The organism is Dendrosporobacter quercicolus, from assembly GCF_900104455.1.
Lineage (GTDB): Bacteria > Bacillota > Negativicutes > DSM-1736 > Dendrosporobacteraceae > Dendrosporobacter > Dendrosporobacter quercicolus.
The window spans coordinates 15,755-37,972 of sequence record NZ_FNHB01000004.1; the positions used below are offsets into that span (position 1 = coordinate 15,755).

Genomic DNA, 22,218 nt, shown 5'->3' on the forward strand with positions numbered 1-22,218 from the left:
CAGCGCCAGTCTCGCCAGTAGCACCGGTTTCACCGGTAGCCCCAGTCTCGCCAGTAGCACCGGTTTCGCCGGTAGCCCCAGTTTCACCAGCACCGGTCTCACCGGTAGGGCCGGTGACACCTTCCGTATCTTCTAAAACTTCGGTTAATACCAAATGGGCTCTGGTTGGTACACTGGAATAAGTTACCGCAACCGATGTTTGATTCACCAGGCTTATCGTAATTGGTGCAATATCGACCTGGATAAGCGCAAATCCCGGAGTTATACCTACTTTAACCGGTGACTCTCCGGGAATATCATCCCCTTGCGATGTCACAATTGAGAAGGAAACGCTATTTGATCCTATTGTAGCCTGGGTTCCTACCCACCAGTTAATCAGGTACCTTCCTGTTTTATTGACCGTAATTTCTCCCGTAGCGGAGTCGTAGCTCACATCGCCAAAGCTGCTTACTTCATTGTCAAAGATGACATTTGCGCCTGATTCGACAGTTCCGCCTAATAGCCTTTGAATTTGAAGAGCTAAGGTATCCAAAATCTAATCCCTCCATGCTGATTGCATTAACTAAAAAAATAGTTAATTTATAATATGCAATTCCTATATATTATGTGAATTGAAATAAAAGGATGCCGCCTGGACAGGACGGGTTTTCAAGGACTATTTTTTTACGCTTTATGTTAATATGAAATAATGGCGCGCAGTAAAAATCTCCCTTACCGGAAGTAAGGGAGATTTTGGACAGCCAAGGCTGTTACTGTTGTAAAAACCCAGTTGAAGCATAATGAAAAACAGCAGTAATTGAGGAAATGTTTTCCAATAAACTCCGGGTGCAGGAAGGAAGGGCTGGCTTGTCGAAAGGAACAGAGAAACTGCTTGTAATTCAATGCGCAGGCACTGCTCCGAAAATGACTCGTGGAGGAAGACAATGAAGATTAAAAAAAAGTTGATCATAGTCCCGCTGTTACTTGTTTTTATGCTGGGAATATCGGCAGCTCAGGCTGCAACGATTTTATATGTGCCGCAGGACGACCGGCCGGTAAGCCTGGAGGATGTGGTGGATACGGCTGAAGCAGCCAAACTGACCGTTTTGGCGCCGCCCGCCGAGTTGATTGCCAGCCGGGATAAAAAAGGCGATCCTGATCAGTTGTGGCAGTGGGTGAAGGACCATGCCGGCCAGGCGGATGCCCTGATATTGTCCGGCGATGCCCTGATCTATGGAGGCCTGGTCGATTCACGGACTCACGAATTTGGCGAAGCTGTTTTAAAGGCTCGTCTGGAGCGTTTTCAGGAGCTGCAGAAAGCCCATCCCTTTACCCGGGTATATGTATATTCGACGGTTTTGCGGACACCGCAAGGCAGCGCCGGCGGTGTGGAACCCGCTTATTACGAGCAGTATGGCGGGAATATTTTTCAATTAACAGCATTGCGCGATAAAGAGGAAGTTGAAGGACTGACCAAAAAAGAGAAAAAGCTGCTGGCTAGCAACCTGGCGATTATTCCGCCCGATGCTTTAGCCGACTGGATGCAGCGCCGGCAAAAGAATTTTGACATTAATTCCAGTCTGATCGAGCTGAACCGGCAAGGCCTGTTTAAATTCTTTCTGCTTGGCCGGGACGACACGGCCCCGTATTCGCAAAGCCATAAAGAAAGCCGTGAACTGAGCATTTTGGCCGCTGATTTGCCTCAGTCCAGGTTCCAAACCTTTCCTGGCGCCGACCAACTGGGAATGGTGCTGCTGGCCAGGGCTTACAATGATTTAACTTACCGCATTCCGATTGTCAAGGTGAACTATGCAGCCGGGGCGGCCAAGGACAGTATTCCCAGCTATGAGGATCAAAAGGTCGGCCAGTCGATTGTTGCTCACGTTGTGGCCGCCGGCGGCATTGTGTTAAATAATCCTCTAAAGCCGGATCTGATTGTAAATGTGAACACGTCGGCGACAGGAAAAACACTTGAGGCCGGATCCCGGAAAAACACAACGGTGCTGACACCTGCTTTGCATCAATTTGTTGATGCTATCCAAGCGCAGGTCGAAGCCGGAAAGCAGGTGGCTGTTGCCGATATTTCGTTTGCCAATGGCGCTGATAATGCGTTAATGACCGAATTATCACGCCGGAACCTGCTGGATAAACTTAGTGCCTATTCCGGCTGGAATACTGCCGGAAATACCGTGGGTTATGCTGTCGGTCAGGGGATGCTGACCGGTTTAACCGATGATCAGGACCGTAAACGGCTGCTGGCTGTCCGTTATCTCGATGACTGGGCCTATCAGGCCAATATCAGGCAAGCGCTGACGGAAGAATTTGTTTATCCCAATAGCGGCAGTCCGGTTTATCTTAATGAATTAAAGCCGCAGCTGACAGCTGAGCTTGAGAAGCGTGAACGTCAATTTGCCGAACAGCACTTATGGCTGCCGCCGGAGCAAATTACGGCAACCTTCCCGTGGAACCGAATGTTTGAAGTTAACGTTAATATCGCTCCTGAATAGGAGGAGCTTAGTTAAGCAAAGCCTGCCGGCGGAGGGTCGCCGGCAGGCTCTTTGCCGCTTAACAATCTTCTGGAATTGTTGTAAAATAATCAGTATCAACCCTAAGACTGGATATTTTGCAATCAGGGCGAGTGGGAATTTGCTATCATTGACGGCCGGAGGAAGTCCGCCGGCTGCCAGCTGGAGGGATTGTGGCGGTGGCGGCAACCGGTATCGGGGCGCCAAGTTGTTCGAAGGATGTGTCTGATATGGAGCGCCTGTTTGAGTTTGTCATAGATTATCTCAGCATCTGGGGTTACTGGGCGATTATGATCGGCATGGCGCTGGAAAGCGCCTGTATCCCAATACCCAGTGAACTTATCTTTGGGTTTGCCGGTTATTTGGTACAGCTTGGCCGGCTGGAGTTTTCCCTGGCTGTTGCCGCCGGCGTTGCCGGAGGTCTGGCCGGTTCAATCATTGCCTATCTGGCCGGGGCATATGGCGGCAGAGCCTTGATTGACCAATACGGGAAATATATTTTTTTGCCCAAAGACCATGTTGCGCTGGCGCAGCGATGGTTTGATCATTATGGTATCAGGGCGGTATTTTTCAGCCGGTTGCTGCCGGTTGTCCGTACTTTTATTTCTTTGCCGGCCGGAATGGCCAGGGTCCATTTCGGTCAGTTTGTCCTGTATACCTTGTTAGGGTCTGTTCCCTGGACAATTGCCCTGATTTATGCCGGTAAGCTGTTGGGAGCAAACTGGCAGCAGCTTACCGATTTTGGGCATCAGGCCAGTATGATTGTGCTTGCCGGGCTGGCGCTGGCGGCAGTTGTTTATTACCGGAAAAGAACAAAATAAGTGTAGCCCCCGGTCAGGTCACAACCACAATGCCGGAAGGCGTGACCATATAACCTTGCTTGCGGTCAGCCTCATGATCATAGCCGATTTGCGCGCCATCAGGAAGGGTGATATTTTCGTTAATAATTGCCCGTTTAATTTGCACATGGCGGCCGATTTCAACATGATCAAACAATATGGAATCTTCGATTAAGCTATAGCTGTTAACCCGGCAGCACGGGCCGATAATCGAGCGGCGCACAGTGCTGCCGCTAATGATACAACCGCCGCAGACAAAAGAGTTGAGGCTTTGGCCGCGCCGTCCGTCCTCATCAAATACTGTGGTGGCGGGCGGAAAATTACCCTGGCTGGTAATGATGGGCCAGCGATAATTGTAAAGGTTGAGCTGGGGTACAATGTTGATCAAATCCATATTGGCGTCATAGTAAGAGTCGATGGTGCCGACATCTTTCCAATAGCCTTTTTCCACCGGGCCGGCGCCGGGAATTTCATTTTCGATAAAGTTATAGGTAAATACCCGGTCGCCGTCCTCCAGCATCATCGGAATAACGTGTTGGCCGAAGTCAAGATCGGCATGCCGCCGTCGGCCTTTTTTCAGCACCTCAATGAGTTTTCCGGTGGTAAACACATAATTGCCCATTGAGGCAAAGCAGGTTGTCCGGTGGGGGATGGTCGCCGGGTCCCGGGGCTTTTCCGTAAAAGCTTGCACCCGGAAAGCTTCATCGACAGTGCAGATGCCAAACCGCTGGGCGTCTTCGCGGGGAACTTCCAGGGCGGCCAGGGTAACATCGGCTTTATTCAGAATATGATTGGCGATCATTTGGCTGATATCCATTTTATAAATATGGTCGCCGCCCAATATTGTCACATAATCAGCATCGGTGCTTTCCAAAATCCTCATAAATTGAAATATGGCATCGGCCGTGCCTTTAAACCATTCTTCACATTCATTGTTGGTTTCGGGGGAGATCGTGTCATAAAATTCGCCCAGGCCAACCCACTTGGACCAGGAGTCTTTAATGTACTTATTGAGGGCATACGCCCGGTACTGGGTCAAAATATAAACTTTTTTGAGACCGGAATTGAAAAGATTGCTTAAAACAAAATCAATAATTTTGTATTTACCGCCAAAAGGAACAAAAGGTTTGGGCCTGTTTAAGGTAATTGGATGCAGACGTTCACCTTTTCCTCCAGCCAAAACCATGGCGATGGTGTGTCGTGCAGCGTTACTTAAGACAGCGGTATGCATACTTTTCCCTCCCTTAACAAATTCCTCCCTAATTTGACTTCTTTAATTAAGAATATTCTGATAATCGATAAATATTTCCTGCCGGGATGATGAATATTTTGTCATTCGCTGTGATTTTTCCGGCAAATGATTTTGGTCCAAGCCGTTTGAATTTTTGTCCTTGACGATAATTTAAACGGCTTGGCAATGTTTTAGACCCCTTGATTTCGCTCCCAATGCCTGGCAATGGCCTGTTGTGAAGCTTTAACCGGCGGCAATCATGTCAGGCTTATGTAACGATTATGGCAATTTATTCACTAGCCGGTGCAAATCAGTTAAAGCGCCGCTTAAACAGCTTAAATCCTGCCGGTTTAGATGCTCAAGCTTGTCAGACAGGATGCTGAGCGCTTTTTCCTTTATACTTTTGAGCAATTTCAGTCCGGCGTCGGTGATGCTTATTCTGATCATCCGTCTGTCAGCTTCATCATCTTCACGCTGCACCAGGCCTTCGGTAAATAACTTATCGATGATTGGGGTCAGCTGTTGTTTGGATATGACAATTTCAGCCGCCAGTTCGGTCATGGTGGCTTTTTTTGCGGTTAAAACAGTAAGTACATGGATCTGCAGTGGGCTAAGCAAGGGTTTCATCTGAAAAGAAACCGGGCGGACAAATTTTTTGTCAAGCAGAGGGATAAGTTGAAAGAGCAGTTCGGTGCTATTTTGATCAGCCACAGATTTCACTCCTTATTTTGCATATTGACAAAATAGACAAAAACAATTAGCATATAGTAAATAAATATTTACTATAAATAAAAATTTATTATAAATATTTATTTTAAATTATATCACAAAATCCAAGTCAATTCCAAGGTCGGACTGCGACAATAGTTGATAATGAAAGGAGGCTTAAGCATGAAGTTATATCAACGCTGCTTTTCCCTGGTTATGGCTGCAGCGCTGCTGGCAAGCCCGTGTCAAGCGGGGCGTGCGGCACAGGTTGAGTTGTCTTTAGCAGACAGCATCACTTTGGCCATAACCAACAACTATGATATAAAGTATGCGCAGGCGGCGAAAGAAAAATCCTACTGGGCCCTGCAGGAGGCCAAGAAGAACAAGGGAGTTTCCCTGGACTATACGCATACCGATCAACGCTACAACACTCCGCCGTCGGTTACATCGCCCGAATATCTGTATACCACTAATTTTGACAATCAGCTGGCGCTGAGTTTGCCGGTTTATTCCGGGGGTAAATTGGAAGGTCAGATTGAACAGGCCAAACTTGATTTACAGGTAGCGGATATGGAGGTTGAGGCGGCTAAGCAGCAGCTTAAACTGACAGCAGTTACGGACTATTTTACTGTGCTGGAGTACCGTAATGAGGTGCAGGTAAATCAGGAAACGGTAAAAAACTATACTGAACATTTAAGCTTAGTTCAGGCCAAATATGACGCCGGTTTGGTGGACAAGAGCGATGTTTTGGCCAGTCAGGTTGATTTAGCCCAGGCCAGAAACAGCTTATTGAAAGCCCAAAACAGTTATGCCAACGCGGCAGCAACGCTGAACAATGACTTAGGATTGCCGCACACTACCGAGGTGGTATTAAAAGACGATTTTACATACGAACAATTTTCGGGGTCTTTGGAAGAATGCCTTGCATACGCTGCAGGCAACCGGCCGGAAATAGCGCAGTATGAAGCAAAGGTGGCCAGCGCCCGGCAGGAAGTAAAGATTGCGAAAAGCGGCAATCTGCCGGCGGTAGACTTAACTGCCGAACAGGATTGGTACGATAGCCGCCTGCCTGGATCAAAAAACAGCAACTGGCTGGTTAAGCTGACTACTTCGTTTAATGTTTTTGATTCGGGAGTAACTAAGTCGAAAATTAAGCAGGCGCAACATAGTGTTGCTATGGTCAGGGACAAAGCCGCTCAGCAGCGCGATGAAATTTTACTGGCTGTACGTCAGTGCTATCTCAGTATGACGGAAGCTGAGCAGCGGATTGATACCAATAAAGTATCGGTGGTGCAGGCCGAGGAAAACCTCATGATCCAAAAAGCGCGCTATGAGGTTGGCGTAAGTACCAATCTTGATTTGCGCGATGCGGTATTATCGCTGGATTCAGCCAGAAAGGATTATATTCAGGCCGTCTATGACTATCATACCAGCAAAGCGCAGCTGGAACAAGCAATGGGTATGCCGGTGGAATAACAGTTTTTAGTTGGCAGGAGGATTGGCAATGAACATTCAACATTCAGGTAAACGATATTTGGCTGCAGGGCTGGTTGTAGTTTTGGCCGGCATTGTGATCTGGCGCAGCTATTTGCCGGGAGACGGGCAGGGAACGGCAACCCAGACGGTAGTGGTTAAGGCAATGCAGGTAATGCAGCGCGATACTCCTGTAAACAGCGAGTTTATCGGACAGGTTAAATCAAAAAGTGAAGTAAAAATTATGTCTAAAGTGGCGGGCAATATTGTGGAAAAGATGGTGAACGGCGGCGACGCGATTCACCAGGGGCAGCCCTTATTCCGTATTGACAATAAACAATACAAGTCAGCGGTCAATTCGGCGCGGGCCAGCCTGCGGAAGGCGCAATCAACATTAAGTCATACGCGGCGTGAAGTCGCGCGGTATCAAAAGTTAGCCGCCGTTAACGGCGTTGCCCGCCAGACGCTGGACAGCTATGAAGCCCAGGCCGAGCAGGATGCGGCCGATGTTGCCGCCAGTCAGGCCGCCCTGCAGCAGGCGCTGGAGGATGAGCAGGATACACTGATTGTTTCACCGGTTGACGGCCGGATTGATGTCAATGATTTGAGTGTGGGCGACTATGTGGCGGCAGGTTCAACCGTTATGGCCACCGTAGCGTCGCTGGACCCGGTTTGGGTGCAGTTCAGCATGAGCGAGAACGAGTACCTGAATCTGGCCGGGCAGGGCAATGGCTCTTTGCCGGCGTATTTAAAGGACAACCTCCGGCTGACGTTGAGCAATGGCGCTGAATATCCCTTAAGCGGTAAAATAGAACAAATTGATCAAGGGATTGATGACGCAACCGGAACCATTACGATAAAAGCTTTGTTTAATAATCCCGACAGGGTGCTTATTCCGGGGATGTTTGCCAGAGTAACGGCCCAGGGGGCTGTGTACAAGGGGGCAATTCTTATCCCGCAGCGGGCGGTCAAAGAACTGCTGGATAGCACAATGGTCATTGTGGTCAAAGAGGATGATACGGCGGAAAGCCGGACGGTCAAACTGGGGGAAAAGGCCGGCAATATGTGGATTGTGCAGGAAGGGCTGCAACCAGGCGAGCGAATTGTCGTGGAAGGGATTGATAAAGTAAAACAGGGAACAACATTAAGCGTGACAATGATCGGGCCGGATGAGCCGCCGACTGCGGCGCAGCAATAGGGGGAAGTGAAAATGGCTAACTTTTTTATTAACCGCCCGGTATTCGCTATCGTTTTGTCGATCATTATCACAATTTTGGGCACTACCGCCGCTTTCCAGCTGCCGGTAGCGCAATATCCGCAAATTTCACCGCCGACAGTTTCCATCAGCACCAGTTACCAGGGGGCCAGCGCCGAGGTTGTCGATCAAACGGTGGCCCAAATTATTGAAGAACAGGTAAACGGTGTTGAGGGTATGGTATCGATGTCTTCGACCAGTACGGATTCGGGGTCGTATTCACTCTCCGTCCAGTTTGAAACAGGCAAAGATGCGGATACCGCAGCTGTGCAGACCCAAAACAGGGTATCGGAGGCCAATGCGTCCCTGCCCAGTTCGGTTCAGTCAACCGGGATTACCACCAGAAAAGCTTCACAGGATATGTCGATGATTTTTAATCTTTACTCGCCTAATGATGCGTTCGATGCCAATTTTCTTAAGAATTACGGCAGTATTTATCTGATTGACGATATTAAGCGGGTGTCAGGCGTAGGCGATGTTTCGGCGTTTGGCTCGGATTACAGTATGCGCATTTGGCTGCAGCCGGAGAAGCTGGCTCAGCTGGGGGTTGCGGTGACTGAGGTAACGGCGGCCATTGAGGCGCAAAACAAGCAAGCTCCCGCCGGTACTCTGGGACAAATGCCGGTAGATTCCGGACAGGATTTTCAGTATACGGCCAAGGTAAAAGGACGGCTAAGTGATACGAAGGAGTTTGAAAACATCGTTGTCCGCTCACAGTCCGATGGCGCCTTTATCCGGTTAAAGGATGTTGCCAGGGTTGAGCTGGGCAGTAAGGAATACAATTACAGCAGTATGATCAACGGACATTTGGGCGCAGGTTTTGCAATTAAACTGACAAGCGACGCCAATGCATTAGAGACGATCGGCAATGTCAAAAAGGTGTTGGAGCAAGCCGCGCAAAATTTTCCGCCGGGGATGGAATACAAAGTTGTTGTCGACAATACCAAGTTTGTCCGGGAGTCCATGCAGGAAGTGGTGAAAACCTTCGTTGAAGCATTGATTCTGGTCATGCTGGTGGTGTTTATCTTTTTGCAGAGCTGGCGGGCTACGCTGATTCCTTTGCTGGCCATTCCGGTGTCCCTGCTGGGTACATTTGGCGCCTTTGTGGTATTGGGCTTTACCATCAATACGCTGACGTTATTTGCCATGGTGCTGGCCATCGGCCTGGTTGTTGATGATGCCATTGTGGTCATTGAAGCAGTCGAATATCATATGCGTTATTCCGGACTTACGCCAATGGAAGCAACCAAGCTGGCAATGAAGGAGGTTTCCGGGCCGGTTGTGGCCATTGCGTTTGTGCTGGCGTCGGTGTTTATTCCCGTGGCCTTCTTTGGCGGGACCATGGGCGTTTTATACAAGCAGTTTGCTCTGACCATTGTCGTTTCCATGGCTTTATCGGCGCTGGTGGCCTTGTCACTGACGCCGGCACTATGCATTTTACTGCTTAAGCCGCATCAGCCGAATGCTCATCAAGGGAGATTGGAGCGGTTTTTTCAGGCGTTTAACGGCTGGTTTGATCAATGCATTGCCCGGTACGGCCGGGGATTGGCCAGGCTGATGCCGAAAGCCCGTTTATGTATGGTTCTGCTGGCTGTGCTGGCCATCCTGACCGGCGGTTTGTATAAACTGGTTCCGGGAGCATTTGTGCCGGACGAAGATCAGGGCTTTTATATTACTTCAATTACGTTGCCGGAGGCTTCCAGCTTAAACCGGACCATCAACGTATTGAAGTCTTTTAGCGGAGAGCTGAGCGCTCAGGCGGGCGTTTCCGATATTATGTCGCTGGCGGGAATGGATGTTTTAGGCGGCGGCAATAAACCCAATGCCGGAGCCCTGTTTGTGTCGCTGGATTCGTGGTCGGAGCGCAATCGGCCGGAGCTTAAGGTAAAAGCCGAGATTGCCCAGACCTTTGGGAAAGGCGGCAACTTAGCTGAAGGAACGGTAATGGCTTTTGCACCGTCTAGTCTGCCTGGTTTAGGAATGGTGGGCGGATTTACCCTGATGCTCCAAGACCGGGGCGGCGGTACGCTAAGCGATTTGGACAATATTGCCCAGGAATTTATGGCGGCGGCTGAGGAACGCCCCGAAATTGGTTCAATTACCTCCGGTTTCAAAGCCAATACGCCGGGCTATGAGTATGAGGTAGACCGGGATAAAGCTGAAAAACTGGGCGTGCAAGTGGATGAAATCTTTACCGCCCTGCAGACCTTTCTCGGAGGAACTCAGGTGAATGATTTCAATAAGTTTGGCCGGTCGTACAAGGTAACTGTACAGGCCGATACCGCTTTTCGCAGTGATGTTGATGCAACCAGATATCTATTTGTCAAAAGCTCCAACGATGGTATGGTGCCACTCAATACGTTGCTTAAACCCAAGAAAATCCAGTCTCCTTCGGTAATTACCCGCTATAATGGAGTGAAAGCTGTACAACTGAACGGAACCCAGGCTAGCGGGTATAGCTCCGGTCAGGCAATGACGGCGCTGGAAGAGGTTGCCGCCGAGGTTTTGCCGAGCGGTTACACCTATGAATGGTCCGGTCAAAGCCGGGAGGAAAAAGTATCCGGTGACCGGGCGCCTGTTGTTTTCGGAATGGCGATCGTGTTTGTATTTTTATGTCTGGCGGCGCTGTATGAAAGCTGGAGCGTACCGTTTGCGGTGCTGCTGTCGGTCCCGACCGGAATATTTGGCGCATTCCTGTTTCAGTACGCGCGTAATCTGGAAAATAGTGTGTATATGCAGATTGGGCTGGTAATGCTGATTGGTCTGGCAGCGAAAAATGCAATCCTCATCGTTGAGTTTGCTAAAATCAGGGTGGATAACGGCATGACGCCGGCGGAAGCGGCCATTGAAGCGGCCAAAATCAGGCTGCGCCCCATTCTGATGACGTCACTGGCTTTTATTATTGGCTGCATCCCCCTGGCGGTCGCGACCGGCGCAGGGGCGGGAGCGAGAAATTCGATGGGAACGGCAGTAGTGGGCGGAATGCTTATGGCTACAGTGCTGGGCATGTTTTTAATCCCTGTGTTGTTTGTGGTAGTGGAAAAGTTAACCGCCAGACTTAAATAAGGAAGACGGGAACAAGGCTGGGTGCATACCGGGCGGCGGGGCGTGACGCCTGCGTGGATCCCGGGTGCATCAGGCCGCGTCAGATATAGCGAAGGCAGTGTCTTTAAATGTTTTTCTACATTTAAAGACACTGCCTTTTTTGGCAAATTTCTTGCTTTACCGCTAAAAAAAATGAAAAAGTTGGAGGATTCTGTTAAATAAACAGCAAATAATTATCTTTACAAAGAAATAGAAATTACTACCAACCAGGTTCTGACCGAGGCGGAGGTGGCATCAATTGAAGGATAAAATCAACGGTGAAACTGCCGATATCAGTGCCAATGATTGCTGGAATGACCATCTTCAGGCTATTCAATCCTTGATTCACAGTTTTCGCGAGCGCGGTTCCCGACAGGAATTTCTCAATGAGGTTGTCCGGCTTATTCAACAGATCAGCGGTTGCAGTGCGGTTGGCATTAGAGTATTGGATGAAAACGGGTATATTCCTTATCAGGCCTATGTTGGCTTTAATGATGAATTCTGGAAAGCGGAAAATAAGCTTCAAATCAGCAAAGAAGACTGCAGTTGTACCAGACTGGTGAGCGGAACTTTGCTGCCGCTGGATGAGCCTATTATTAACAGCGCCGGTTCGCTGTGCTGCAATGATACGCTTGCTTTTGCCGAAACACTGTCCGCCCGGGAGCGGGAAAAGTACCGGGGCGCCTGCAATCATGCCGGTTATCAGACGATAGGCATTATGCCGATTTATTTTCAGAATTGCATACTGGGCCTGATCCATATCGCTGATTCCATGCCCGGCCAACTGAGTCCGGCGGTAGTGACTTTTGTCGAAACGGTTGCGCCGCTGGTCGGCCAGGTACTGGGCCGGGCGCAGATTGAACAATCGCTGAAAACTTCGCAGGACAAAGCGGCGATCATGGAGCGTATCGTCGGCGGCATCAGCAGCCTGGCGTATGTTGTCGATTTGGATACCCATGAGCTAATTTACATCAGTGAAGAGTTGGCCGAAGTTTACAGCGATAAACTGTCCAGCCGTAAATGCTACGAATTTTTTGACTTGTCCGCGCCTTGCTGCGATTGTTTTAAGCTGCAGGAAGCGAACGGCAAATCCGGCATCTGGGAACGTTATGACAGTTGCCGCAAACGTCATTACTTTGCCGAGCGGAAGGAAATTCAGTGGCCTGACGGACGGACGATGAATGTGGCCTTTATTTCTGATATTACAAAGCAGCGTCAGGCGGAAAACGATTTGCGCGAAAGCAATGCGCATCTGGAAAAAATGGTGGCAGATCTGCAGCAGCTTAGTGCAACGCTGGAGGAAGAAATCATGGAGCGTCAGGCTGCCCAGGCTGCTTTGGGGCAAAAAGCCGAAGAAATCGAGCGTTTGGCTTACTATGATCTCCTGACTGGTTTGCCCAACTGGGCCCGGTTGAATAAATTGCTGGAGGCCGAGCTGAACGAAGCCGCCGGCGGGCAGCCGGCAGGCGCTCTGCTGGTGATTGATTTAGATGACATAAAAATAATCAACGATACGTTTGGCCATACCTATGGTAACAGTCTGATCACTATTGCCGGCCAGCGTATTGTTCATGAGGCCGGCAGCGGGGCAGTTGTCGGACGATCCGGCGGCGATGAATTTTTTGTACTGGCGCCGGGCCAGACGAAACGGCTGATCAGCCGGCTGGCGGATAAAATCATTGCTGCCTTTTGTCAGGAAATTGAGGTGCTGGGTATTCGCTTTCATATGTCGGCCAGTGCCGGAATTGCCTGTTATCCTGCTGACGGGGCTACTGCGGAAGAGATATTTAAGAATGCCGATAATGCGATGTATGCCGCCAAAAAAGCCGGTAAGAACTGCTGGCGGTTTTATCAAGCGGCCATGCAGGCCGAGGCTTACGAGCGGATTCGCTTGACCAATAGCTTGCGGCATGCCATTGACCGCGGCGAGCTTTTGCTCTACTATCAACCCCAGGCCAGCATTGCCAATGGCGGCATCACCGGGTTTGAGGCTTTATTGCGCTGGAACAGCCCGGAATATGGAGCGGTTTCACCCGACCGCTTTATCCCGCTGGCTGAACAAAGCGGGCTGATTCGGCCAATTGGTCAATGGGTGCTGCAGGAAGCATGCAAATTTGCCAGGCGCCTGGCTGACCGGGGCTGGACAAATCGCAAAATTGCGGTCAACGTCTCTCCTCATCAGATAGGCGCCGACGGTTTTATCAGTGTTGTCCGGAAAGCCTTAAGCGATGCCGGAATTAAGCCGGGCCAGCTTGAGCTTGAAATTACCGAGAATGCGCTGATCGCCTCCCTGGAAGACAGCATCAGCAAGCTGGACGAGCTGCAGGCAATGGGCGTACAACTGTCGCTTGATGATTTTGGCACAGGTTACTCATCATTAACCTATTTGCAGCGGCTGCCGGTCAATACGCTGAAAATTGACAAAGCCTTTATTGATATGATACTGATGGATGGCGCTCAAAAAGCCATTATTGGCTCAATTGTGGATATTGCCCACATTATGGGAATGACAGTGGTGGCCGAAGGCGTAGAGACGCAGCGGCAGCTGTCGTATTTGGCGCAGTGCCGCTGCGACCGTATTCAAGGCTATCTTCTCAGTCGTCCGGTACCTGCGGCAGAGGCCGCCGTGTTTCCGGGTACAGTCAATTTGTCTGAGCTTTAACCCAGCTGAAGCTGCCTTAAAGTTCAGGCAAATTGTCGGATTGACATTTGATTTTATTGTTGATTATCGTAAAGATGCTGATAAGTTAAAGGAAGGCTGTTGTTCAATCCTTTGCTAAACAACAATTGGTAAATGTCCAGGCCGGAAACTCTAAAAGCGGCAGCGCAGCCGCGCAAATATAAACTCCACATGCGAATAAAGCGTTCGTCATATTTTTCCCGGACAGCGTCAAGCTGCCGGGAAAAGTTTTCATACCAGCGGTCCAGTGTCATAGCGTAATGCAGCCGCAGGCTTTCGGCATGCAGCAGGTGAAAATCGAATTCGGGCAGCAGCCGGATAATTTCCCGCAGCGAAGGAACATAGCCTCCGGGAAAGATATACTTAGCAATCCAGGCATTGCTGTTTTCTTCAAACAGGCCGGTGATCGTATGCAACAGGGATATTCCGCCGGGAGCCAGTAATTCATTGATTTTGCGCATATAGTTAGACAAATTTCCCTGGCCAACGTGTTCAAACATCCCCACACTGATAATTTTATCAAAGCGGGGCTGGCTGGAATCGAGATCCTGGTAGCTTACCAATTGAACATCCACCTGGTGTTCCAGCCCCAGCTCCTCAATCCGTCGTTTGGTTGCCTGGTATTGTTCGGTGCTTAAGGTAATGCCGGTGGCCTGTACGTTATATTGCTGGGCAGCCTTAATGATAAGCCAGCCCCAGCCGCTGCCAATATCGAGCAGCCGTTCGCCAGGCTGAAGGTTTATTTTTTTTAGAATATGGTCAATTTTTTGCAGCTGGGCCTGCGCCAGGGAATCGGTTGGCGTGTTAAAATAGGCGCAGGAATAACTCATGCTCTCATCCAGCCACAGAGCGAAAAAGTCATTGCCCAGGTCATAGTGATGATGAATGTTGCGCTGCTGCGCGGCGGAATTTACAGCGCCGGACTTTTTCGGACCGGCGGCTGCGCGGCTGGGCCTGTTGAGGGTAATGATCCGCAAAATATCGTCCATTGACCCTTCAAGCTCGATTATGCCGTCCATGTAGGCTTCCCCAATCAGCAGTACAATATCGTCGCCTACTTTGAACGGAGGCTCCTGTCTGAAAATGATGGTAAAAGCAGGCGGTTCATCGCCATAAGCCGCCTCTTCCCCATCCCAAAATACCACTTTAAAACCTCCTTGCTTCCATTTGCCCAACAATAATTTCAAAGCCATTTTCTTTAACATGGTTCTCTCCTCCCTGCAAAGCAATTATTATTGATTTGTTCAGGCGTAGAACCGCTTCAACCACATTGGGGCGGGGCAGTAAACGCAGGTTCTTCGTCCGATACTTTCATTTTATACCAAGTTGACGAGTTTTTCCCGTTTTATTTGAATATTATTCCAGAAAAAGCTTTTTTTGCATCCTTTCCTGGAGAAACCCGCGCAAAATCCTCTGAACGCCGGCGGCGAATTGGAGATTGAAAGATACGGTAAGATATGTTAATCTTTGTTTATTCCAGGTTGTTTTTCTATAAGCCTGGATCGGAAGGCCGCGGAAACCCCCTGCTGCTACCCGCAGTTTTTAAGGTTGAAGCCCTGTGCCAAGGTACTGGAAATAAACCAAACGCAAAAAAGGAGACGATAAAGTGCAAAAAAAGTTTAGCCTGTTTATTATTTACATGATTGTAGCAATTAGCTTAAGTGCGGCGAATGCCGGCTTTGCGGCTGGGAATGGAAGCGGCATAGATGTTGCGGAAAGGGTAATCCCTTATCCCGCCGGTTACGACACGGCACGTTCAGGCGCGTCAGCTTACCAGGGAGCAGGCGATCTTAAAAATTCACCTTACTACGCGTCGGCTGATTTCTTCACGATGGAGTCAACGGCGACTTTAACGCTTTTACCGCGCTATAAAACTTATCAACAAACAACGGAAATTACTTGCGGCCCGGCGGCGGCGTTAACCGTTCTGCATTATTTTGGCAATACTGACTGGGAAGAATATAAAATTGCCAGCATCATGGGAACTAAGCCCGAAGTTGGCACAGATACCAGCGGAATGGTCAGGTTTTTTCAGTCGATCGGCTGGGAAGTCCAATCGAGCCTTGCTGCTAACGGGAAAGCAGGGACGGGTTTTTCAAATGTGAACGAGTTCAAGAATTTTGTTGTTGCCAATTTGAAGCGCAATACGCCGGTCATGGTTGAGAATATTGACTGGGGCGGCCACTGGCGGGTGATTATCGGGTATGATGACCTGGGCACGGCGACAACTGCCGATGATGTGATTATTTTGGCGGATTCTTATGATACGGCCGATCATTTGCAGGACGGATATGTTGTTAATCCAGTCGAAAAATTTTATTATATGTGGTTTGATGCTCATATGCTGCCCAAGGATCAAAAGAAACAGCAATGGCTGACTGCCAGGCCGCCGCTGTCCTAACGCCAGTATAAATCTGTCTCCTGGCTTACCAGAGACGGATTTTTACTTTCGCGCAGAACACAGCGGCAGGCGGTGAAAAAGCGCCAGCTGAACGGGAAGGCGGCCGCAAAACAGCGCGTATGCCGCAGGGCATGAAAATAAAAGCGGCTGAATTTGCAGGTTGGTTGCAAATCGAGCCGCTGGGGCAAGAAAGACCTGATTGTCGCTGTAGAAGATTGTTATTGCGTGTCTTGCGGCGGTCTTTTGATGCCATGCCGGTACAGAACAAATTCTGTAATTAAATCTATTTCTTTTTGAATATGTTCAGGCAGGTCATCCGGCTCTTTCCGTTGATTTGCCGGGACATCATCAGCGGTAGAGTTAAAAAAGTCTGCCAGGGATATTTCGAGGGCTTTGCAAATTTTTTCCAAAGTAGTAATTTTCGGGCTTTTTTTGCCGATTTCAATTTCACGTAAAGTAGCTTGGGCAATTTCTGCAAGTTGGGAAAGTTTGTTGGTACTGTAGCCTTTTATTCTTCTTAATTGAATAATACGTTCGGCAATTGTCATTTCATCCTCCAATTAACGCTAAAGCAATTATTTTATCGAAAAATAATGCAATAACATTGACTTATTAACGCAAAAGAATTAAAATCAAACTAGAGGAATTGTATTTCAATAAAGTTTCAATGCTTGCAAAAGACACTATGTTCGTATTTGGGGTAAGCTGGTATTTCCAAAAATTTGATAATTGTTTACAAGAAGGCTGAATTCGATGATAGGGGAATGCCTTCAGCCGGCATAGAATTGTATTCTAGCGCTCTGTGACGCTTAACCCTGCCGAACTTCTACCGGGAAGCGTATATTTACAGAGCGCCTGATAAGTTTTTCCTTTGTCGTAAAATACCCAACCTGAGGATGGTGCAGTCCGCCTGGTTGAGCTGTAAAGCCCGAATGTAAACTCAATAGGTAAACATACCCATTAATTATATTCTATCACGAGGGGAATATGCCTTCAATGGATGAAGGGGCATAAACCTCCTGTTATGATGCACCGAGGGGAGCGTTTCCGGCGCGGTGTATGTGCTGTTATGGAATTTTCCTGATTGATATGCCGCTGTGTTCAGGCTGGTGATTGTGAATATTTTCTAAGTAATAGTATAGCCCCCGGCTTAAATAAAAAAACGCAATCTATCAGCCTAATAGATTGCGATTTTTTATTTAACGGGTAATTTATAAGTATTCTTGGCTGTTGCGAGATGCTTTCGTCCGATGAATAACTTGAAAGCTGGGAGGAAGTTCAGTGCATTTACTGCGGCTAAACATAAGCAAAATCAGCTTAGACCTTAAGACACGAATGGTGGTTACTGTCGCCGGCGTAATTATATTCATGGCATTAATCAGTTTTTCGCTGATTTGCAGCTATACTTTGCAGCTACTGGATAGTGTGACGAAAATTCAGATGACAGGCCAGCAGGCTTATTGGGCTGGCGGCAGCCGCTCCGGACTTTCGGAAAGCAGCCGGGAGGTTGCGGCTGTCGGTAGTTATCGTAATTTCTTCCAGGAAATTCAGGCCCGGTTTATCAAACTAATCCTAAGCCTGTTGATCGTCTTAGTGGCTGCAATATCACTGGCCGTAAGGTTAATTCACGGCATGCTGAGGCCTGTTGAGCTGCTCAGCCGTCAGACCGCGGCAATGAGAAGCGGCGACTGGCGTATCCGCCTGGACGAACGGCAGAACGGCAGCCTGGGAGAGCTGGCGAAATCAATTAATCAAATGGTGCAGCAACTGCAATATTTTTATCGTTTGGCAATCAGTAAGGAACGGGAACTGGAAGACTTGAGCGTTAATCTGGAATCAATCATTGATCAACGTACGGAAACGCTTAAACAGCTGGCAATCACCGATGCGCTGACCGGTGTTTATAATCACCGGCACATTATGGAATGCCTGGCAATAGAGCTTGAACTGGCCAATCAATACCAGGCCCCATTGGCTTTGGCAATTTTCGATATTGATTTTTTTAAACAGGTGAATGACTCTTACGGCCATATGGAGGGCGATAAAGTGCTGACCTGCGTAGCGGCCTGTCTGCAGGAAAACGTCAGGCAGAAGGATATTTTGGGCCGCTATGGAGGAGAGGAGTTTTTTCTGATTTTGCCGCAGACTAATTTGACCCAGGCTTATGCCATGGTGGAGCGGCTAAGGGTTTTAGTCAGCCACTTAGTCATTGGCGAGCGGCGGATCCAGGTTACGGTCAGCGTCGGCGTGGCCGGTTATAAGGGGGAAACAATGGAGGAATTTATTCGACGGGCTGACCGCAGCTTATATCATGCCAAAGAAAGCGGCCGCAACAAAAGTGTGCAGGAAGGAATGGTGATTTGATCAGCTGGAAGGCAAAGCCGTCAGCCGGACTATTGAACTTGAGCCGGGTTAAGGGTATAATGATGGCTGGACCATCTAAGGAAAATGCCAAAGGAGAAATCCGGTGGAAAACTTTTATCTTTTTATTTTAACGGCGCTGGCGGCGGCAGTATTGCCTGGTGCGGATTTTGCGCTGGTGACGAAAAATACGCTGGCCGCCGGAAAGGCCGGCGGCCAGGCAACCGCCCTGGGCATTGCCGCCGGCCTCATGATTCACACTGCGGCGGCTGTGCTGGGCTTGTCGGCAATTATTGCCCGGTCGGCGCTTATCTTTGAAATCATTAAATATATCGGGGCCGCTTATTTATGTTATCTGGGAATAATGACCTTCTTCACTGCCGGTAAAAGTACCATTCCGCAGCAGCCGGCAGAGCCAGGCGACAGTGCAAGGGGATTCAAAGGCTATTTCTGGCAGGGGGTGATTACCAATGCCCTCAACCCCAAAGCTTCAGTTTTTTACCTGACTTTGTTGCCGCAATTCGTTACTCCGGGGAAGGATTCTCTATTGTACCTAGCCCTTCTTGGGCTTACGGCAGTTATTATTGTGATGAGCTGGTTTATCTTTCTGGCGCATACGCTTAATTATTTGCGACGGTGGTTTGACCGGGCGGCATTCCGGATGAATTTCCAGCGGTGTATCGGTCTGATGCTGGTTTCTTTCGGGTTAAAGCTGGCCTTGGCCAAGAGGTAAAGGCCATTTTAATATATGCATGGGGTAAACTGACGCTTAATTGCTCTTGTTACCTGTAGGCCGTTTCCCGAAACCAGTTAATACTTAACCGAGGCTGATTTTTTTGCATCATTTAAGATCAGGTGGGAATTTTTGTTAGGATTAATATTCGTAATATTGCGTAAAAGGACGCTGAAAGCGATAATTTCAAGAATATTAAGAAAATATTTTCGCCGGATATTTTCGCCATAAGCCAGCTAAAACACGACGCTGATTCGGAGCTCAACGCTTTTATTTGTACCTGTACACAGCGTGGCGCAAAGTGTTTTTTGTGAATACAGGAAGATCAAGCAACGTACGGCCGGCTTGAATGGCGGATTTTCTTTTCACTGCCCAGGGAATTTCAGTGCTTACCGGGCGTGTTAATAACCTTGAGGCAGAGGTGATCCAGGTATAGCAAAATAGACGGGATAGTGCTCAAAAGAGTTATTTTGAGAATATTAATAAAATTCAGTTTTATTTGACAAATATTAAATAAAGCAGTAAATTAAATATAATTTTAAAAGGTATTGACGGGTATTTGTTTTTGTTGTAAGGTATTTACAAATAGAAATTTCTCTCACAGATACAAAGGGGTATCAATGAACCTGATCATGCGGTTCGTTGATACCCCTGTTAAGTTGAGCAGATATTCCAAGTCTGTGGATACCACGAATATCCGTCAGACTGGTTAAATCTAAATTCCAGTGACGCCCAGGTTTATTAAGTTTACCCTTTTGGGGTTTAACCTGAAAGCGGAAACCGGGTGCAGTAAGGAGGTGATTGATGGATACAACAGATATTCGGTTAGAATTAACTGACAGAGAAAGCTTCATGGATACCACGAATATCCATGAAGCAGAGGCAATCGTCTAATCCCAGTGACACCAGGTTTATTTGATTTACCCTTTTTATATTATAACAACATGCTTGGGGTTTTTCAAGATGACATTTTTTAAGAAGTTCTGTAAAAATATGCAAGGAGAGGTGAAGCATCTGTGAAAACGGTGGATTTTAGGAAAAAAGGCTACCCTGCGCACTGCAGTGAAAAAAAGTCCGGTCAGTTGCGGAAAGGACTGGTGAAAATGACCGTTTGCAAGGCTGAATTGATTTCGCTGGCGGCAGAAAGGGATGCAAAGGAAGCGGAACGATTAATTGGCGGCTTTCTCTAAGACTGCTATGAGAATTTACAGTTGTAGTGCTGCGATATTGAAAAAATATAGGATTAAAAGGGGCGTACAAAAATGACGAGAAAAATTGCAATCTATGGCAAAGGCGGAATCGGTAAATCGACCACCCAACAAAACACAGCCGGGGCAATGGCCCATTTTTACGATCAAAAGGTTTTCATTCATGGCTGTGATCCAAAAGCGGATTCAACCCGGCTTATTCTTGGCGGAATGAATCAAAAGACGTTAATGGATATGCTTCGCGACGAAGGTGAAGAAAAAATTACCGTGGATAAAGTGGTAAAGTCAGGATATCAGGGAATTCGCTGCGTTGAGTCAGGCGGTCCGGAACCGGGCGTAGGATGCGCCGGCCGCGGTGTAATTACCGCAATTGACCTGATGGAGAAAAACGGAGCCTACACCCCGGATTTGGATTTTGTATTTTTTGATGTGCTTGGCGACGTTGTATGCGGCGGCTTTGCAATGCCGATCCGGGACGGTAAAGCACAGGAAGTGTACATCGTAGCGTCCGGGGAAATGATGGCCATTTATGCGGCAAACAATATTTGCAAAGGTCTGGTTAAATATGCCAAACAAAGCGGCGTCCGGCTCGGCGGAGTGATTTGCAACAGCCGTAAAGTAGACCGGGAGAAAGAGTTCCTGGAAGAATTTACGGCTGCCATCGGCACTCAGATGATCCATTTTGTACCGCGCGATAACATTGTGCAGAAAGCCGAGTTTAATAAAAAGACAGTGGTTGAGTATGATGCCGAATGCAACCAGGCGCAAGAATATGGCCAACTGGCCCATAAGATTATTGAAAATAAGAATTTTGTTATTCCCAAGCCTCTCAGCATGGATCAGTTAGAGGCAATGGTAGTTAAATACGGTATCGCCGATTAACGGATCAGTAAATGGATAAGGGAGAGTGCCCAGATGATTATGGTGAGAGCTATCGTCCGGCCGGACAAAAAAGACACGGTTTTGCTTGAGCTTGCCAATGCCGGGTTTAATGCCGCTACCGTAGTTGATGTCGTCGGCCGCGGTAAACAAAAGGGGATTAGGTTTGGTGACGTAATCTACGATGAGATTCCAAAAAGTCTGATTATGTTAGTCATTGATGAGGAAGATAAAGATGATGTGCTTGAGGTTATTCTTTCTCATGCCAAGACCGGTGAAAAAGGAGCTTTCGGCGACGGGAAAATATTTATCAGTCCGATGGATGAAGTATATACCATTTCCAGCGGTGCTGCCGGATTGTAAAGGGAGGTGGCGTAATGAAAGAAATCATTGCCGTAGTCAGAATGAATAAGGTCAGTGCCACCAAGCGGGCGCTGATACAAGCCGGCGCCGCCGGATTTACCGCTACGAAGGTCATGGGGCGCGGCCGGCTGGTGGAAGATAAAGCGGTCATTGCTGAACGCCGGGTAACCTTATTAGCGCTGAGCCGGAAAAAAGATCAGGATACGGAAAAGCTGCTCACGGAATTTTTAGACGGTACCCGTTTGTTTCCGCGCAGGCTGTTTAACATTCTGGCGCACGACCAGGATGTGCCCGGAATTGTTGAGGCTATCATTGAAGCCAATCGAACCGAGTACGGGGTAGGCGACGGGAAAATATTTGTATTGCCGGTGACTGACGCAGTGCGGGTCAGAACAAAAGAAACCGGGGATGCGGCGATATAGTTCAGGATATTGGAACCCTCATTGCTTCTGCAGCTCTACATTAATGAGAAATGCACTGCCGGTATGGGTAATTGATT

At 48.4% G+C, this 22,218-nt stretch carries 17 protein-coding genes and 1 pseudogene; 13 read left to right on the top strand and 5 right to left on the bottom strand.

The window, feature by feature from the left end; translation table 11 throughout:
• Nucleotides 1-532 (bottom strand): annotated as a pseudogene (locus tag BLR06_RS19520) (collagen-like protein); the annotation flags it as partial.
• A gap of 391 nt (nt 533-923) precedes the next feature.
• On the opposite strand from BLR06_RS19520, the gene BLR06_RS09420 reads away from it, so the two are divergent.
• Together BLR06_RS09420 and BLR06_RS09425 are read left to right on the top strand one after the other, a co-directional pair.
• Nucleotides 924-2,486, top strand: coding sequence for a DUF4127 family protein (locus BLR06_RS09420; RefSeq protein ID WP_092071983.1), 1,563 nt, complete (start codon nt 924-926; stop codon nt 2,484-2,486).
• A gap of 248 nt (nt 2,487-2,734) precedes the next feature.
• Entirely contained in the window at nt 2,735-3,325 is a 591-nt protein-coding gene (locus tag BLR06_RS09425; protein WP_092072592.1) for a DedA family protein, read from the top strand.
• A gap of 13 nt (nt 3,326-3,338) precedes the next feature.
• On the opposite strand, the gene glgC is transcribed toward BLR06_RS09425, so the two are convergent.
• Together glgC and BLR06_RS09435 are read right to left on the bottom strand one after the other, a co-directional pair.
• Complete coding sequence (gene glgC / locus BLR06_RS09430; RefSeq protein ID WP_092071986.1) at nt 3,339-4,574, bottom strand: glucose-1-phosphate adenylyltransferase; 1,236 nt, start codon at nt 4,572-4,574, stop codon at nt 3,339-3,341.
• A 279-nt stretch (nt 4,575-4,853) separates the two neighbouring features.
• Nucleotides 4,854-5,285 carry a MarR family winged helix-turn-helix transcriptional regulator gene (locus BLR06_RS09435; protein ID WP_092071989.1) on the bottom strand — a complete coding sequence of 144 codons (432 nt, stop codon included), beginning with the start codon at nt 5,283-5,285 and terminating at the stop codon, nt 4,854-4,856.
• Nucleotides 5,286-5,465: 180 nt separating this feature from the next.
• On the opposite strand from BLR06_RS09435, the gene BLR06_RS09440 reads away from it, so the two are divergent.
• The 4 genes from BLR06_RS09440 (at nt 5,466) to BLR06_RS09455 (ending at nt 13,756) form a co-directional block, all read left to right on the top strand.
• Nucleotides 5,466-6,758, top strand: a complete 1,293-nt coding sequence (locus tag BLR06_RS09440; protein WP_092071992.1) for a TolC family protein — start codon at nt 5,466-5,468, stop codon at nt 6,756-6,758.
• Between the two features lie 28 nt (nt 6,759-6,786).
• Nucleotides 6,787-7,953 carry an efflux RND transporter periplasmic adaptor subunit gene (locus BLR06_RS09445; protein WP_092071996.1) on the top strand — a complete coding sequence of 389 codons (1,167 nt, stop codon included), beginning with the start codon at nt 6,787-6,789 and terminating at the stop codon, nt 7,951-7,953.
• A 12-nt stretch (nt 7,954-7,965) separates the two neighbouring features.
• Nucleotides 7,966-11,076: an efflux RND transporter permease subunit gene (locus BLR06_RS09450; protein WP_092071999.1), complete on the top strand. Its 3,111-nt coding sequence runs from the start codon at nt 7,966-7,968 to the stop codon at nt 11,074-11,076.
• 277 nt (nt 11,077-11,353) lie between these two features.
• Nucleotides 11,354-13,756 carry a sensor domain-containing phosphodiesterase gene (locus BLR06_RS09455; protein ID WP_245698100.1) on the top strand — a complete coding sequence of 801 codons (2,403 nt, stop codon included), beginning with the start codon at nt 11,354-11,356 and terminating at the stop codon, nt 13,754-13,756.
• 53 nt (nt 13,757-13,809) lie between these two features.
• Here the strand turns inward: BLR06_RS09455 and BLR06_RS09460 are convergent, their stop codons facing one another.
• The gene (locus BLR06_RS09460; RefSeq protein WP_092072002.1) at nt 13,810-14,979 is read right to left on the bottom strand and encodes an SAM-dependent methyltransferase; all 1,170 of its coding nucleotides are present in this window, start codon (nt 14,977-14,979) and stop codon (nt 13,810-13,812) included.
• A gap of 401 nt (nt 14,980-15,380) precedes the next feature.
• On the opposite strand from BLR06_RS09460, the gene BLR06_RS09465 reads away from it, so the two are divergent.
• Nucleotides 15,381-16,175, top strand: a complete 795-nt coding sequence (locus BLR06_RS09465) for a C39 family peptidase (protein ID WP_245698101.1) — start codon at nt 15,381-15,383, stop codon at nt 16,173-16,175.
• 218 nt (nt 16,176-16,393) lie between these two features.
• Here BLR06_RS09465 and BLR06_RS09475 read toward each other — a convergent pair whose 3' ends face one another.
• Nucleotides 16,394-16,723 carry a helix-turn-helix domain-containing protein gene (locus BLR06_RS09475; protein WP_092072008.1) on the bottom strand — a complete coding sequence of 110 codons (330 nt, stop codon included), beginning with the start codon at nt 16,721-16,723 and terminating at the stop codon, nt 16,394-16,396.
• Between the two features lie 733 nt (nt 16,724-17,456).
• Here BLR06_RS09475 and BLR06_RS09480 point away from each other — a divergent pair.
• The 6 genes from BLR06_RS09480 (at nt 17,457) to BLR06_RS09500 (ending at nt 22,141) form a co-directional block, all read left to right on the top strand.
• Nucleotides 17,457-18,539, top strand: a complete 1,083-nt coding sequence (locus tag BLR06_RS09480; protein ID WP_092072011.1) for a GGDEF domain-containing protein — start codon at nt 17,457-17,459, stop codon at nt 18,537-18,539.
• A gap of 103 nt (nt 18,540-18,642) precedes the next feature.
• A complete protein-coding gene (locus BLR06_RS09485) occupies nt 18,643-19,269 on the top strand; it encodes a LysE family translocator (protein WP_092072013.1) in 627 nt (208 codons plus the stop codon).
• 1,016 nt (nt 19,270-20,285) lie between these two features.
• Entirely contained in the window at nt 20,286-20,459 is a 174-nt protein-coding gene (locus BLR06_RS19525) for a hypothetical protein (protein ID WP_173812868.1), read from the top strand.
• Between the two features lie 72 nt (nt 20,460-20,531).
• Nucleotides 20,532-21,359, top strand: a complete 828-nt coding sequence (gene nifH, locus BLR06_RS09490; RefSeq protein ID WP_092072016.1) for a nitrogenase iron protein — start codon at nt 20,532-20,534, stop codon at nt 21,357-21,359.
• A gap of 33 nt (nt 21,360-21,392) precedes the next feature.
• Complete coding sequence (locus BLR06_RS09495; protein WP_092072020.1) at nt 21,393-21,719, top strand: P-II family nitrogen regulator; 327 nt, start codon at nt 21,393-21,395, stop codon at nt 21,717-21,719.
• A 14-nt stretch (nt 21,720-21,733) separates the two neighbouring features.
• The gene (locus BLR06_RS09500; protein WP_092072023.1) at nt 21,734-22,141 is read left to right on the top strand and encodes a P-II family nitrogen regulator; all 408 of its coding nucleotides are present in this window, start codon (nt 21,734-21,736) and stop codon (nt 22,139-22,141) included.
• Nucleotides 22,142-22,218 lie beyond the last annotated feature (77 nt).

What these genes read in the sequence shown, in the direction of transcription:
- BLR06_RS09450 (WP_092071999.1), top strand. Translation starts at nt 7,966, where the DNA reads ATGGCTAACTTTTTTATTAACCGCCCGGTATTCGCTATCGTTTTGTCG.
- BLR06_RS09445 (WP_092071996.1), top strand. Translation starts at nt 6,787, where the DNA reads ATGAACATTCAACATTCAGGTAAACGATATTTGGCTGCAGGGCTGGTT.
- BLR06_RS09460 (WP_092072002.1), bottom strand. Translation starts at nt 14,979, where the DNA reads ATGTTAAAGAAAATGGCTTTGAAATTATTGTTGGGCAAATGGAAGCAA.
- BLR06_RS09500 (WP_092072023.1), top strand. Translation starts at nt 21,734, where the DNA reads ATGAAAGAAATCATTGCCGTAGTCAGAATGAATAAGGTCAGTGCCACC.
- glgC (WP_092071986.1), bottom strand. Translation starts at nt 4,574, where the DNA reads ATGCATACCGCTGTCTTAAGTAACGCTGCACGACACACCATCGCCATG.
- BLR06_RS09420 (WP_092071983.1), top strand. Translation starts at nt 924, where the DNA reads ATGAAGATTAAAAAAAAGTTGATCATAGTCCCGCTGTTACTTGTTTTT.
- BLR06_RS09495 (WP_092072020.1), top strand. Translation starts at nt 21,393, where the DNA reads ATGATTATGGTGAGAGCTATCGTCCGGCCGGACAAAAAAGACACGGTT.
- BLR06_RS09475 (WP_092072008.1), bottom strand. Translation starts at nt 16,723, where the DNA reads ATGACAATTGCCGAACGTATTATTCAATTAAGAAGAATAAAAGGCTAC.
- BLR06_RS09425 (WP_092072592.1), top strand. Translation starts at nt 2,735, where the DNA reads ATGGAGCGCCTGTTTGAGTTTGTCATAGATTATCTCAGCATCTGGGGT.
- nifH (WP_092072016.1), top strand. Translation starts at nt 20,532, where the DNA reads ATGACGAGAAAAATTGCAATCTATGGCAAAGGCGGAATCGGTAAATCG.
- BLR06_RS09440 (WP_092071992.1), top strand. Translation starts at nt 5,466, where the DNA reads ATGAAGTTATATCAACGCTGCTTTTCCCTGGTTATGGCTGCAGCGCTG.